The 13,197-nt window shown below is 66.8% G+C and carries 13 protein-coding genes; 8 read left to right on the forward strand and 5 right to left on the reverse strand.

Going from position 1 to position 13,197, the window contains the following annotated elements:
- Nucleotides 1–400: 400 nt before the first annotated feature.
- Complete coding sequence (locus BRAD285_RS33540) at nucleotides 401–1,096, reverse strand: class I SAM-dependent methyltransferase (RefSeq protein ID WP_006612707.1); 696 nt, start codon at nucleotides 1,094–1,096, stop codon at nucleotides 401–403.
- 276 nt (nucleotides 1,097–1,372) lie between these two features.
- Here BRAD285_RS33540 and BRAD285_RS33545 point away from each other — a divergent pair, with 276 nt between their 5' ends.
- Together BRAD285_RS33545 and BRAD285_RS33550 are read left to right on the forward strand one after the other, a co-directional pair.
- Nucleotides 1,373–2,419, forward strand: coding sequence for a glycosyltransferase family 2 protein (locus BRAD285_RS33545; protein ID WP_006612706.1), 1,047 nt, complete (start codon nucleotides 1,373–1,375; stop codon nucleotides 2,417–2,419).
- Entirely contained in the window at nucleotides 2,416–3,015 is a 600-nt protein-coding gene (locus tag BRAD285_RS33550) for a bifunctional 2-polyprenyl-6-hydroxyphenol methylase/3-demethylubiquinol 3-O-methyltransferase UbiG (protein WP_006612705.1), read from the forward strand. Before BRAD285_RS33545 ends, BRAD285_RS33550 begins: the two co-directional genes overlap by 4 nt.
- On the opposite strand, the gene BRAD285_RS33555 is transcribed toward BRAD285_RS33550, so the two are convergent.
- The 3 genes from BRAD285_RS33555 to hrcA all read right to left on the reverse strand — a co-directional run bounded on the left by BRAD285_RS33555 (nucleotide 3,016) and on the right by hrcA (nucleotide 6,522).
- A complete protein-coding gene (locus BRAD285_RS33555; protein ID WP_006612704.1) occupies nucleotides 3,016–4,533 on the reverse strand; it encodes a hypothetical protein in 1,518 nt (505 codons plus the stop codon).
- A gap of 157 nt (nucleotides 4,534–4,690) precedes the next feature.
- Nucleotides 4,691–5,311 (reverse strand): nucleotide exchange factor GrpE, encoded by a 621-nt coding sequence (grpE, locus tag BRAD285_RS33560; protein WP_006612703.1) that lies wholly within the window; start codon nucleotides 5,309–5,311, stop codon nucleotides 4,691–4,693.
- A 122-nt stretch (nucleotides 5,312–5,433) separates the two neighbouring features.
- Nucleotides 5,434–6,522 (reverse strand): heat-inducible transcriptional repressor HrcA, encoded by a 1,089-nt coding sequence (hrcA, locus tag BRAD285_RS33565; RefSeq protein ID WP_006612702.1) that lies wholly within the window; start codon nucleotides 6,520–6,522, stop codon nucleotides 5,434–5,436.
- 162 nt (nucleotides 6,523–6,684) lie between these two features.
- Here hrcA and rph point away from each other — a divergent pair, with 162 nt between their 5' ends.
- The 3 genes from rph to hemW all read left to right on the forward strand — a co-directional run bounded on the left by rph (nucleotide 6,685) and on the right by hemW (nucleotide 9,180).
- Nucleotides 6,685–7,398 carry a ribonuclease PH gene (rph, locus tag BRAD285_RS33570; RefSeq protein WP_006612701.1) on the forward strand — a complete coding sequence of 238 codons (714 nt, stop codon included), beginning with the start codon at nucleotides 6,685–6,687 and terminating at the stop codon, nucleotides 7,396–7,398.
- A gap of 65 nt (nucleotides 7,399–7,463) precedes the next feature.
- A complete protein-coding gene (locus BRAD285_RS33575) occupies nucleotides 7,464–8,036 on the forward strand; it encodes a non-canonical purine NTP pyrophosphatase (protein WP_244422252.1) in 573 nt (190 codons plus the stop codon).
- The gene (hemW, locus tag BRAD285_RS33580; RefSeq protein ID WP_006612699.1) at nucleotides 8,023–9,180 is read left to right on the forward strand and encodes a radical SAM family heme chaperone HemW; all 1,158 of its coding nucleotides are present in this window, start codon (nucleotides 8,023–8,025) and stop codon (nucleotides 9,178–9,180) included. Before BRAD285_RS33575 ends, hemW begins: the two co-directional genes overlap by 14 nt.
- A gap of 10 nt (nucleotides 9,181–9,190) precedes the next feature.
- Here hemW and BRAD285_RS33585 read toward each other — a convergent pair whose 3' ends face one another.
- On the reverse strand, nucleotides 9,191–10,399 hold the full coding sequence (locus BRAD285_RS33585; protein ID WP_006612698.1) for a penicillin-binding protein activator: 1,209 nt from the start codon (nucleotides 10,397–10,399) through the stop codon (nucleotides 9,191–9,193).
- Between the two features lie 304 nt (nucleotides 10,400–10,703).
- On the opposite strand from BRAD285_RS33585, the gene rsmI reads away from it, so the two are divergent.
- Genes rsmI through gshB form a run of 3 tightly spaced genes read left to right on the forward strand, consistent with a single transcriptional unit; the run spans nucleotide 10,704 to nucleotide 13,050 of the window.
- A complete protein-coding gene (gene rsmI / locus BRAD285_RS33590; RefSeq protein WP_006612697.1) occupies nucleotides 10,704–11,663 on the forward strand; it encodes a 16S rRNA (cytidine(1402)-2'-O)-methyltransferase in 960 nt (319 codons plus the stop codon).
- Nucleotides 11,650–12,075: a YraN family protein gene (locus BRAD285_RS33595; RefSeq protein ID WP_006612696.1), complete on the forward strand. Its 426-nt coding sequence runs from the start codon at nucleotides 11,650–11,652 to the stop codon at nucleotides 12,073–12,075. Before rsmI ends, BRAD285_RS33595 begins: the two co-directional genes overlap by 14 nt.
- A gap of 33 nt (nucleotides 12,076–12,108) precedes the next feature.
- Complete coding sequence (gene gshB / locus BRAD285_RS33600; protein ID WP_006612695.1) at nucleotides 12,109–13,050, forward strand: glutathione synthase; 942 nt, start codon at nucleotides 12,109–12,111, stop codon at nucleotides 13,048–13,050.
- The last annotated feature ends 147 nt before the right edge of the window (nucleotides 13,051–13,197 follow it).

Here is a 13,197-nt window from a genome sequence, read left to right on the forward strand (position 1 = left end):
ACCCCACCGTAGATTTACGGACCATACTTAGGCACCTTTAACGGATTGCTTCTTCCCTCAGCGACAATCTCTGGTTTACGGCGCTTGGGGTCAGGACCGGCAAGGACGCGCCACCGAGCTGTCCGGAGCCTTGGAGCGGCTCGGAAGCGGCAATCTCAATTGCGGGAGAATTGGTGGGCGACGCGACATCCTGCGGATGCTCGGCCGCTCGGCCCGAGTCTCGGCCGAAGCCGGGCTAAAGCATGATCCGGAAAAGTGCGCAGCGGTTTTCCGAATAGATCATGCGCAAACAACAACCTAAAGGCGATGATGATTCATCCTGATCTCATCGCGCTTTAGTCGGCCATCGCCGAGGTCGGCGACCAGGACCGAGCGCACCGCAGCGACGATCGATTTCAGCCTAGGCCTTGCGCGCCAGCGCGACGTATTGGGCGCCGAGCGGCAGCCAGCCGAGCGTGTCTTCAAGCGGCCGCAGCCAGGCGAGCGCGCGCGGGAAGAACAGGCTGTACCGAGTGCGGGGCGCGGGCCAGCCCGCGTCACGCAGCCGCCGCGCCAAGTCGCGCGCGAGGATCAGCTCGGCGTTCTCATCGAACGGGCATGTGTTCACGGCGCGCACCGTGAGCGGATTGAGCGGATTGTGTTCGAACACCGCGATGAGGCCGCCCGGGCGGGTGATCCGGTGCAGCTCGCGCAGCCAGGCGACATGCTGGTCATGCGGGATGTGGTGGAACACGCAGGCGGAGAACACCACATCAAACCGGCCCGCTTCGCAGGGAATGTGATCCTGCTCGATCAGCAGGCTCTCGCCGCTGCCGGAATGGCGCTGCCGCGCCAGTGCCAGGCTGCGCTCCGAGACGTCGGCGTTGGTCAGGGCCGCCTCTGGGAAATACCGCCGGAAGAACGGGATGGAGTTGCCGATGCCGGCGCCGAAATCGCAGATCTGCGCCACGTCGATGCCGCCGCGATCGACGATCCGCCGCAGCAGCCTGATCTTGTACTCCGCGAAATATTCCGTGCCTTCGCCGGTCACCGCGACGTTCGCACGGTGCTGATCCTCGTAGGCGTCAGCGAAACGGTCAAACTCGGCCTTGTCCATCGTCCGCGGTCCAGTTCTGACACGAGGTCGGCCATGGCAGGCCGAGGGCCTGCTATCAATCGCCACGCCCTCAATAGCCGGCAAATGCTTAACCGGAGGTCTGCGTCTGAGGCCGCGAGCGTCGCGCAGCCGCGAATCTGACCGTCTGGAAACCCGGAATTGAAGAACAATTAACTGCCCCTGGTCGACACTCACTGCCCAGCCGAACCCCCGTCGGGGTCGCACGAGGCCTTCCATTTGACCGAGCTGCAGGACGAGACGCCGCGCCCCGGCAAGATGTTCGTCTCGATCGTTGTGCCCTGCTACAACGAAGCGGACGGCTTGCGCGAGTTTCATCGCCGGACGACAGCGGCGGCGCGTGCACTGTGCGGCACAAGGTTCGAGCTGATCCTGGTCGACGACGGCTCCACTGACGGCACCTGGGGCATCATCAACCAACTGCTCGCCGAGGACCGCAACGTCGTGGCCGTCAAGCTCGCGCGCAATCACGGCCATCAGCTGGCGCTCACTGCCGGATTGTCGACCGTACGCGGCGACCTCGTGCTGGTGATCGACGCTGATCTGCAGGATCCGCCGGAGCTGCTGACGCCCATGTACGCGATGATGGCGCGCGAAGGCGCAGACGTCGTCTATGGCCAGCGCCGCAGCCGCGCCGGCGAGACCCGCTTCAAGACATGGTCGGCCGAGGCCTTCTACCGCCTGCTCGCCCGGATCACGCGCGTCCAGATCCCCGTCGACACCGGCGATTTCCGGCTGATGAGCCGCCGCATCTCGGACCAGCTCGTGCAGATGCCGGAGCATGATCGCTTTATCCGCGGCATGGTGGCCTGGCTCGGCTACAAGCAGGTGGCGTTCGAATACGACCGCGCGCCGCGCTTCGCCGGCAGCACCAAATATCCGCTGCTGAAGATGATCAGCTTCGCCGCCGACGCGCTGGTCAGCTTCTCGATGGTGCCGCTGCGGATCGCGACCTATGTCGGCGCGCTGCTGACGACCGGGCTGACCTTCGTCGGCATCGGCGCCGTAATCAGCTGGATCTTCTCGGGCACCGTGCCCGGCTGGACCAGCTTGACCCTGCTGGTCGTGATGATCTCCTCGGTGCAGCTGCTGGTGCTCGGCCTGATCGGCGAATATGTCGGGCGCATCTACATCCAGTCCAAGAACCGGCCGCTGTTCCTGATCTCGCAGATTCATCGCCGCGGCCGGGTGCCACAGCTGTCGACCGACGCTCTGGAGGAGATCGAGAGCCCGCCCCTCAACACCTTGCTCGCCCAGTCCGGACCGGAGCTGCGCCGCTCGGCCTATGAGGAGGCCTCCTCGTGAAGGAGCTCTTGAAACATCCGGCGCTGTATCAAGCCTATCAAAATGCCGGCGGCTTCTTCGGCGCGCGGATCAAGGCGATCCGCGACTATCTGACCTTGCGCCCGGGCATGCGCATCATCGATATCGGCTGCGGCCCCGGCTATATCCTGCGCCATTTGCCCGACGGCATCGACTACACCGGCTTCGACGTCGACGAGGCCTATATCGCGCATGCGCAGCGGTCGTTCGGCCATCTCGGCGCGTTCCATTGCCGGCACTTCGATGCGGACGCCGCGCGCGAGTTCGCCGGCGCCGACGTCGTGATGATGAACGGCGTGCTGCACCACATCGGCGATGACGAGCTGAAGACCACGCTCGCCAACATTCGTGACGTGCTCGCGGCCGATGGCGCGCTGTTCACGCTCGACGGCTGCTACCGCGAGGGACAGTCGCGGATTGCCAAATGGCTGCTCGACAATGATCGCGGCGATTTCGTGCGCGACCGCGCCGGCTATTACGACCTGCTGCGCAGCGCCTTCAGCCGCGTGACGCTGGAGATTCACGACGACTATTCGCGCGTGCCCTACACCTTTGCGATCGGCGTTGCGCAGAAATAGTCATTCCGTCCGTTCGAGGATGTCGACTCCCTCAACCGTTGCCACGAGCCGATAAGGCTTGAGCAGCTGCTGCAGCTCGGCGTCGGCCCGGGCCCAGTCACCCCAGCCATCGCGCAGATTGTCGACCAGCACGATGTCGGGCGTGCCAGCCTTGAAATCCTCGACCAGCCAGTTGCGCTCCTGCGCCAGATAGCCGTTCAGCTTCGCATCGGTCGCGGCATCGACCGTGGTTCGTTCGCGCGTCAGCCGGACGAATTCGCGGATCCACAGATTCTCCTGGCGCGACACCCAGGTGGCGCCGATGTCGCGCACCAGCGGATGCCCGATCGCCGCCTCGCCGCTCAGCACCAACAGCCTCGGATGCGGCTTCAGCCGGGCGATCGCCTCGGGGATCGGACCGACATCGACGCGCAGATTGAACCATTGCAGGCCGAGCGCGAAGGCGGCCGTCAGAATCAACATCGACGCTGCGCTCGCGCGGCGAACCGGACCGCGGTCATCGGCGCCGACCAGCATGGCATAGCCCATCGTCAGCATGGCCATCGCGATCATCGGATAGGAATGATACGGCCAGCCGCGCCGCTGCAGAAAGAACGAGATCGCAAATCCGATCGACGCCAGGACCAGGACGAGCAGCGCCCCTTCGAGCCGGCCGCTCCGGCGTGTCAGCGCAATCGTCGCGAGCGCGACGACGAGCAGCAGCGTGGCCACGTTGACGAAGATGGCCGACGGGGACATCGACCACGACAGATAGGTGTCACGCACCAGCGGGTACGTCACTGTGAAGTATTCGGGATAGAGCAGATAGGTCCCGACGCTCACCACCGACACGATCACGCCGGCGATGATGTTCTCCGGCGCGAACAGCTGGCGCCAGCTGCGCGCGCGCATGGCGCCCGCCAGGATGCAGAACGCGGCCGGGAATGTGAAGAACGGCTTGAACGCGAGGGTAATGCCGACGCCGATGCCGGCCACCAGCACCGCCCAGGCCGGGACCGGGTCGCGATGACTGCGCAACGCATACACGGCGAGCCCCGGCAGGAACGTCAGCGCCGCGATGTGTTCACGCTGACCGAACACGTCCGTCGGCAGGATCGTCACGACCGCCGCAGCCCAGATCGCGAACGGCCCCCAGTTCAACGCAGCCAGATTCGACGACAGCCGGATGATGCGCGACGTCGCATAGAGCGAGGCTGCCGCCAGCACCAGCAGCTGCGCGTCGATGACATGCCGCGCATCGACATGCAGCACGCGTGCGAGCGCGACGGCGGGCAAATAGGCGAACGCCGCCATCGGCGGGTTGATTTCAATGATGTCGCGATAGAGCTTCTGGCCATCCAGCATGCGCTCGCCGACGACGAGCAGCCAGCTGACATCGGTGTTCAACGGCACGAGCTGGCGCAGCAGGAGGGCGACGACGAACACGACGCCGATCAGGAGCCATGGCGCCACCGCCAGCCGCTCATGCGCGGGCGGAGCCAACGTCTGGCGCGTTGCGGCTTCGATGTGGGGGCTCATGGGGCCGTCCTCTGCGAGAGTCGGCGCACGCTAGCGGAGGTTGGTTAAGGCACGATGTGCTGTGGCTCAAACAGCATTGAGGCGCCGCATCCGAGCCGGATCGGCGCCTCTGGTCGTGAGATAAAGCTTGGACTTGCCAGCCCCGGAGCCAGCCGCCTCAAGCCGCGCTGTTCGACTGGTCGTTGCCGGCCCCGGGCGCCGTCTTGGCGCCGCCCTTGGAGACGCCGACCAGCGCCGGGCGCAGGATGCGCTCACCGATCATGAAGCCGGCCTGTACGACCTGCACCACGGTGCCCGACGGCACCGACGGATCAGGCACCTCGTACATCGCCTGCTGGAAGTTCGGGTCGAACTTTTGCCCCGTGGGATCGAACTTCTTGACGCCGTTCTTCTCCAGCGTGTTGAGCAGCGAGCGTTCGGTGAGCTCGACGCCTTCGATCAGCGACTTCAGGCCGGGATCGGCGTTGTCGCGCGTTTCCGCCGGTACCGCATCGAGCGCGCGCTGCAGATTGTCAGCGATGTCGAGCACGTCGCGGGCGAAGCCGGTGATGCCGTACATCCGCGCGTCCGCAACCTCGCGAGCGGTTCGCTTGCGCAGGTTCTCCATCTCCGCCAGCGTGCGCAGCATCTTGTCGCGCGCCTCGGCCGCTTCCTTCGCCAGGGCTTCGGCCGAGCCGGCCTCCGGGTCGTCGGGCATGATGTAGGGTTTGGAGACGACGGGTTCGCTGGCCTGCGCAGGGTTTTGCGGATCGTTCTGATGCAGGTCGGGATCGGTCATGGACAGACTTCTCGCAAGTTCGGCGGGTTCTGGGGGATGTCGGGCGGGATATCGTGCTTTGGGCGCTGAAAATCAAGCGCAGCCTGACGGTGGCGCGGGCGGCGGGTTAACCATGTCCGAGATCAGCCACCCATCAGCCGGCTAAGCAGACGGGCGGCATAATCGACCGTTGGAATGACCCGGGCGTAGTTCAGCCGTGTCGGACCGATGACGCCGAGCACGCCGACGATGCGCCCCGTCGCATCCGAATAAGGCGACACGATCGTCGACGAGCCCGACAGCGAGAACAGCTTGTTCTCCGAGCCGATGAAGATGCGCACGCCCTCGGCGCTCTCCGCCCGGCCGAGCAGATCGACCACGCCGCGCTTGGTCTCGAGATCGTCGAACAGCCGGCGGACGCGCTCGAGATCCTCGAGCGCATGCAAATCTTCGAGCAGATTGGCGTGGCCGCGCACGATCAGCTGACGATCGTCGCTGTCGCCGCCGGACCAGCTCGCGACGCCGGCCGCGATCACCTTCTGCGTCAGCTGATCGAGTTCGGCGCGATCGGCTGCGAGCGCCGTCTCGAGCTCCAGCCGCGCTTCCGCCAAAGTGCGTCCGCGAATCCGGGAATTGAGGAAATTGGAGGCCTCGGTCAGCGCCGACGGCGGCACGCCGGGCGGCAGCGCCAGCACCCGGTTCTCGACCTGTCCGTCTTCGCCGACCAGCACGACCAATGCGCGCTCGGGCTCCAGCCGCACGAACTCGATGTGCTTCAGCCTTGTGTTGGATTTGGCAGTGAGAACCACCGCGGCCGCCCGGGTCAGGCCGGACAGCCGGGTCAGCGCCTCGTCCAGCGCGGCCTCGACCGATTGCGCACGGCCGACGGCGGCGAGCTGGCTCTGGATCGACTGCCGCTCCGCTTCCGTCATGTCGCCGACCTGCATCAGCGCGTCGACGAAGAAGCGCAGGCCCGCTTCGGTCGGCAGCCGGCCGGCCGAGGTGTGCGGCGCATAGATCAGGCCGAGCTGCTCCAGGTCCGCCATCACGTTGCGCACGGAGGCCGGCGACAGGGGAACCGCGATCAGCCGCGAGATGTTGCGCGAGCCGACCGGCTCGCCGGTCGCAAGATAGCTCTCGACGATCTGGCGGAAGATCTCGCGCGAGCGCTCGTTGAGCTGCGCAAGCCCCGCCGGCGGTGTCATCAGGTTGATCGGATCGTGGTGGGCCACCAGATATCCTCCTCACCCATCTGCATATAATTTGGCCATGCGGCGGCTCGGTGGCAAGCCGGTCTTGTGGGCGTGTTCCGGCGTGATAGGCCTTGCCGCTGCGGGTCCCGGCACCTACAAGGCCGTTAAACCCCGTCTTTTGCCTTTTCCACGGAGAGAATCATGCGGCCGAGCCGCCGTGCACCGGATGAATTGCGGCCCGTGAGCCTGGAACGCGGCGTCGTCAAATACGCCGAGGGCTCCTGCCTGGTGAAGTTCGGCGACACCCATGTGCTGGTTACCGCCACCCTGGAGGACCGGCTGCCGCCCTGGCTCAAGGGCCAGGGGCGTGGCTGGGTCACCGCCGAATACGGCATGCTGCCGCGCGCCACTCTGGAGCGCACCCGCCGCGAGGCGTCCTCGGGCAAGCAGACCGGCCGCACCGTCGAGATCCAGCGCCTGATCGGCCGCTCGCTGCGCACCGCAATCGACCTGGAGGCGCTCGGCGAGCGCCAGATCACGGTCGACTGCGACGTGCTGCAGGCCGACGGCGGCACCCGCACGGCCTCGATCACCGGCGCCTGGGTGGCGCTGGCCGACTGCATCAAGTGGATGAAGGCGCGCAACATGATCAAGACCGAGGTGCTGCGCGACAATGTCGCCGCGATCTCCTGCGGCATCTACAACGGCACGCCGGTGCTGGACCTCGACTACGCCGAGGATTCCGAGGCCGAGACCGACGCCAATTTCGTCATGACCGGCGATGGCCGCATCATCGAGGTGCAGGGCACGGCGGAGAAGACGCCGTTCACCGAAGCCGAGTTCCTGGCGCTGATGGCGCTGGCGCGCAAGGGCGTCGCGCGGCTGGTCGATCTGCAGAAGATGGCGGTCGCGTGAGCTCGCATCGCAAGCTCTCCGGTCGCATCGTGATCGCGACCCACAATCCCGGCAAGCTCGCCGAGATGCGCGAGCTGCTGGCGCCCCATGGCATCGAAGCCGTCTCCGCCGGCGAGCTCGGGCTCGGCGAGCCGGAGGAGACTGGCGACACCTTTATTGCCAATGCGCGCATCAAGGCGGTGGCCGCCGCGGAAGCCGCGCAGCTGCCGGCCTTTGCCGACGATTCGGGCATCGTGGTTCACGGGCTGGATGGCGCGCCTGGGATCTACTCGGCACGCTGGGCTGGCCCGGACAAGGACTTCACCGGGGCGATGACCCGGATCGAGCGACTGCTGCAGGAGCGCGGCGCCACGACCGCCGAGAAGCGCACCGCGCATTTCGTCTCGGCGCTATGCGTGGCCTGGCCGGATGGGCACATCGAGGAGGTCGAGGCACGCGTCGACGGCACCCTGGTATGGCCGCCCCGCGGCACGGCCGGCTTCGGCTATGACCCGATGTTCCTGCCCGATGGCCACGACCGCACCTTCGGCGAGATGACCAGCATCGAGAAGCACGGCCTGCCGCCGCTCGGCCTTGGCCTGTCGCACCGGGCCCGTGCCTTCGTGAAGCTCGCGGAGATCTGTCTTGAGCAGCGCTGACAGCAAAGCGTTCGGCGTCTATGTGCACTGGCCGTTCTGCCTGTCGAAATGTCCGTATTGCGACTTCAACAGCCACGTCCGCCACGCTGCCATCGACCAGGACCGCTTTGCTCGCGCCTTCGCGCAGGAGATCGCCACCACCGCCGCGCGGACAGGGCCACGCACCGTCAGCTCGATCTTTCTTGGCGGCGGCACGCCGTCGCTGATGCAGCCGCAGACCGTCGGCGCCATTCTCGATGCGATCGGCAAGCACTGGCACGTCGCAGCTGATGTCGAGGTGTCGCTGGAAGCCAATCCGACCAGCGTCGAGGCCACCCGCTTTGCCGGCTACCGCGCGGCGGGCGTCAATCGCGTCTCGCTTGGCGTCCAGGCGATGGACGATGCGTCGCTAAAGATGCTCGGACGGCTGCACACCGCCGAAGAAGCGATGAAGGCGGTGGCGATCGCGCGCGGCGCGTTCGACCGCTATTCGTTCGACCTGATCTATGCGCGGCCCGACCAGACGCCGGCCATGTGGACCGCGGAGTTGTCGCGCGCGATCGGCGAGGCGGCGGAGCATCTGTCGCTGTATCAGCTGACGATCGAAGAGGGCACGCCGTTCTTCGGCCTGCACGCCGCCGGCAAGCTGAAGACGCCGGACGAGGGTCTCGCGCGGACGCTGTATGACGTCACGCAGGAGGTCTGCGCCCGTCATGGATTGCCGGCCTACGAGATCTCCAACCACGCGCGTCCCGGCGCGGAGTGCCGGCACAACCTCGTCTATTGGCGCGGTCAGGAATATGCCGGCATCGGCCCTGGCGCGCATGGCCGGCTCGACATCGACGGCGTCAGACACGCCACCGCGACCGACAAGCGGCCCGAAGCCTGGGTGATGCGCGTCGAGTCCAACGGTCACGGCGTGATGACCGACGATCTGCTCAACAGCGAGGAGCGCGCCGACGAATTCCTGCTGATGGGGCTGCGTCTCCGCGAGGGTATCGATCCCAAGCGCTACGCCGCGATCTCCGGTCGAACGCTCGATCCGCGCCGCATCGCGCTGCTGCGCGAGGAGGGCGCCATCGCCGTGGAGCCGGATGGCCGGCTGCGCGTCACCCAGGACGGCTTTCCCGTGCTCGACGCCGTCGTCGCCGATCTCGCCGCCTGACGAACTGTCCTCAGGTCGCGCTAAAGCTCTTCGGCGCACCGGCCACGGCCTGGCCGCCGCCCGAGCCGACGCGCATCACTGCAAGCCCGCGCTCATTGGTGCCGTCGCTGCGGAAACGGAACAGGCCGTCGATGCCGGCAAAGCCGGAGGCGTTGGTGAGCACGTCAGGCGCAAAGCGCTGGGCGCCTTGCGTGCGGGCGAGCGCTGCGACCAGCGCCACCGCGTCATAGGCCAAGGTCGCCGTGCGCACGGGATCGCCGCCGAAGCGGGTGCGATAACGGCCGGCGAAGGCGCGGAAGCCTGAGGGATCGGGCGCCGCGTAGAGACCACCCTGCAGACTGGCACTGTTGTAGACGCGCGGATTGTCCCACAGACCGGTGCCGAGCAGCTGGACGGCACGCAGGTTCGCGCCGGCCGCGGTCAACGCGTCCGCTGTCGCCACGACGGATTCGCCGTCATCGGCCAGCAGCAGCGCATCGGCGCCGCTCAGCGCCTGCGCCACCGCCCGCACCGCCATGGTGCGGTCGCCGGCATATTTCTCGAACGCCACGATGCGCCCGCCGCGTCGGCTGACCGCGGTCTTGAACGCACCTTCGACCACGGTGCCATAGGCATTGTCGGGCAGCAGCGCCGCAAAGGAGCGTTTGCCGACGCCGGCCGAGTAGTCGACGATGCGCGTCGCATCGGACTCCGGCAGGAAGCTCAACAGATACACGCCGCGACCGGCCACGCTCGAATCGGTCGAGAACGCGATCACCGAGATGTTGCGCGTGCGCGCGACCTGGGCGGTCGGCGGCACCGAGCCTGCGAACAGCGGCCCGAGCAGGATCTCCGCGCCTTCGTCGCAGGCCTGTTGTGCCCCTTGCTGCGCGCCCTGCGGACTGCCGGCGTCGTCCTTGATCAGCAGCTGGATGTTGGGGTTCTGAAACTCGGCGAGCGCCATCTCGGCGGCGTTCTTCATCGATTGCGCGGCCACGCCGGCATTGCCGGAGGCCGACAGCGGCAGAATCAGTCCGACCTTGACCTGACCGTTCCCTGCGACAGCCGGCTGCTGCGGCGGTCCGGACGGACCGGTCGGCGTCTCGAACGGATTGAAGCCCTGCTGCACATTGGAGCAGGCCGACAGCAGCGGTGCGCCGAGGATCAGGCCAAGCGCGGTTCGCCGGGCAACCCCATGGGGTCCCGGAGCGTGAGAACTGGGATGACGCGGGCCCACCATGACATCTCTACGTTCGGCCGGAAGCGGCCAGAAGTTCCCCAACCGCACGCCCCCCAGGCCGTGCTGATCCATTCATATTGTCGACGAATAGTTAAGCAAAACAAAAGGCTGTCAGAACCACAGCGAAGATCAAATCGACGTTTTGCACGGCCTATCCCCTGTTGGGATCAACGCCCTTTGAAGTGCATTTCCGAAGTTGAAGCGCGGATGAACGGCGCGACCGACGGAGGTTGTCGGACCTTCACATTCATAGAACCACTGTTCCCCGGTGGCATTCCCCCGCCCGGCCCTTTAAATTACCCCGATGGGCGCCAAGGCAATCCCGAACATCTCGCCGGACGACGGCAAATCTTCCACCACGTGGACCTATCTGGTGGCGGGACATCGCATCGCGGCGCCGCGCGCCCGGCCGGGCCTGCACCTCGTGGCGACGCCGATCGGCAATCTCGGCGACATCACGCTGCGCGCGCTGGAGACGCTGGCCGGCGCTGACGTCATCTTCTGCGAGGACACGCGAATCACCCGGCGGCTGGCCGAGCGGTACGGCCTCGGCGCCGAGCTTGCTGCCTATCACGAGCACAATGCGGAAGCGGTCAGGCCGAAGATCCTGCAGCGCCTGGCCGAGGGCGCAGCCATCGCGCTGGTGTCGGACGCGGGCACGCCGCTGATCTCCGATCCCGGCTACAAGCTGGTGCGTGCCGCATGCGAGGCCGGTCACGCCGTCACCGCCTTGCCTGGTCCCTCCGCGGTCCTTGCCGCGCTGAGCGTCGCGGCACTGCCGACCGACCGGTTTTTCTTCGAAGGTTTCCTGCCGGCCAAGCAGCAGGCGCGGCGCACGCGGCTGTCGGAGCTGGCCCGCGTCGAGGCCACGCTGGTGGTGTTCGAGGCGGGCAGCCGCGTGCAGGAGACGCTGGCCGATCTCGCCGACGCGATGGCGGGACGACAGGCTGCGATCTGCCGCGAGCTCACCAAGCTGCACGAGGAGGTGCTGCGCGGCACCACCGGCGACCTCGCCGCACGCGCCGACGAACTCGAGACGCGCGGCGAATTCGTGCTGGTGATCGGACCGCCGCCGCGGGACGCCGAGGTCATGACCGACAGCGCCGTCGACGCACTGCTCACGGATCTCCTGCAGCGGTCGAGCGTGAAAGATGCCGTGATGCATGCCGTCGAGCTGTCGCGCCGGCCGCGGCGCGAGGTCTATGCGCGTGCGCTGGCACTCGCGAAGGACGCACAATCGGGAGAGCCCGATGGCGCGGACTGAGCGGGTCGATCCCGAGAAGCCGCCCAAGACCGCTGCGCCCAAGACCGCCGCGCCGGAACGCGTCGCCGCGTTCCGCACCGGCCTGTCGGCAGAGGCGCGCGCCGCAGCGCTGCTGATCGCCAAGGGCTACCGCATCCTGGCCAAGCGCTTCCGTACACCGCATGGCGAGATCGACATCATCGCGCGCAAGCGCGGCCTGGTCGCCTTCGTCGAGGTCAAGGCCCGCGCCTCGCTCGACGACGCAGCCTACGCAGTGACGCCGCGCCAGCAGCAGCGCATCATCGATGCCGCCCAGGCCTGGCTGATGGCGCATCCCGACCATGCCGAATTGGAGCTGCGGTTCGACGCGATTCTGGTTGCGCCGCGCAGTCTGCCGCGCCATCTGATCGCAGCCTTCGACGCCAGCACCTGACATGAACCGACTGCAGAGAGCAGGGACCTGCCCATGAAACTGAATGTCGCCGTCCAGATGGACCCGATCGCGCGCATCAACATCCGCGGCGACTCGACGTTTGCGATGCTTCTCGAGGCGCAGCGGCGCGGGCACGGACTGAGCTACTACACGCCGGACAAGCTGTCGCTGCGCGGCGAGGAGGTGGTCGCGCCAGTGCAGGCGCTGACGGTGCGCGACCAGGTCGGCGATCACTTCACGCTCGGCGAGCCGAAGCCGACCCCACTCACCTCGTTCGACGTCGTGCTGTTGCGCCAGGACCCGCCGTTCGATCTCGCCTACATCACCTCGACGCATTTCCTCGAGCGCATCCATCCGAAGACGCTGGTGGTGAACGACCCCGCCAGCGTGCGCAATGCGCCGGAAAAGCTGTTCGTGATGAACTTCCCGCAGCTGATGCCGCCGACCCTGATCTCGCGCGATCTCGACGAGATCAACGCCTTCCGCGACCAGCACGGCGCCGTGGTGATGAAGCCGCTGCACGGCCACGGCGGCGCGGCGGTATTCCGGGTGATGCCGCAGGACATGAATTTCGGCTCGCTGTTCGACATGTTCTCGGTGACGTTCAAGGAGCCCTGGGTGATCCAGCGCTTCCTCCCCGAGGTGAAGCACGGCGACAAGCGCATCATCCTGGTCGACGGCGAGTTCGCCGGCGCCGTCAACCGCGTGCCGGCCGCTGACGATCTGCGCTCCAACATGGTGCGCGGTGGCGCCGCGCAGGCCACCGATCTCAGCCCGCGCGAGCGCGAGATCTGCGATACGCTCGGCCCGGAGCTGCGTGCGCGCGGCCTGCTGCTGGTCGGCATCGACGTCATCGACGGCAATCTCACCGAGATCAACGTGACCTCGCCGACCGGCATCCGCGCGATCTCGCGGCTCGGCGGCCCCGATATCGCCGCCCGCGTGTGGGACGTGATCGAGGCCAAGCGGCGCTGAGCTGCGTCCTCGTCGGGAGCCTCACTCCAAAGATGGTCTATCCACCGTCATTGCGAGCGCAGCGAAGCAATCCAGAGTCCCGCCCACCACCCTGGATTGCTTCGCTGCGCTCGCAATGACGAAGGAAACCGTCTTGGTACATTTGCG

The organism is Bradyrhizobium sp. ORS 285, from assembly GCF_900176205.1.
GTDB lineage: Bacteria > Pseudomonadota > Alphaproteobacteria > Rhizobiales > Xanthobacteraceae > Bradyrhizobium.

Bases quoted from the DNA above. Each gene is read 5' to 3' on its own strand.
- rph (WP_006612701.1), top strand. From the start codon at position 6,685: ATGCGGCCGAGCCGCCGTGCACCGGATGAATTGCGGCCCGTGAGCCTG.
- BRAD285_RS33545 (WP_006612706.1), top strand. From the start codon at position 1,373: ATGTTCGTCTCGATCGTTGTGCCCTGCTACAACGAAGCGGACGGCTTG.
- gshB (WP_006612695.1), top strand. From the start codon at position 12,109: ATGAAACTGAATGTCGCCGTCCAGATGGACCCGATCGCGCGCATCAAC.
- rsmI (WP_006612697.1), top strand. From the start codon at position 10,704: ATGGGCGCCAAGGCAATCCCGAACATCTCGCCGGACGACGGCAAATCT.
- BRAD285_RS33575 (WP_244422252.1), top strand. From the start codon at position 7,464: ATGCGCGAGCTGCTGGCGCCCCATGGCATCGAAGCCGTCTCCGCCGGC.
- BRAD285_RS33595 (WP_006612696.1), top strand. From the start codon at position 11,650: ATGGCGCGGACTGAGCGGGTCGATCCCGAGAAGCCGCCCAAGACCGCT.
- BRAD285_RS33555 (WP_006612704.1), bottom strand. From the start codon at position 4,533: ATGAGCCCCCACATCGAAGCCGCAACGCGCCAGACGTTGGCTCCGCCC.
- BRAD285_RS33585 (WP_006612698.1), bottom strand. From the start codon at position 10,399: ATGGTGGGCCCGCGTCATCCCAGTTCTCACGCTCCGGGACCCCATGGG.
- BRAD285_RS33540 (WP_006612707.1), bottom strand. From the start codon at position 1,096: ATGGACAAGGCCGAGTTTGACCGTTTCGCTGACGCCTACGAGGATCAG.
- grpE (WP_006612703.1), bottom strand. From the start codon at position 5,311: ATGACCGATCCCGACCTGCATCAGAACGATCCGCAAAACCCTGCGCAG.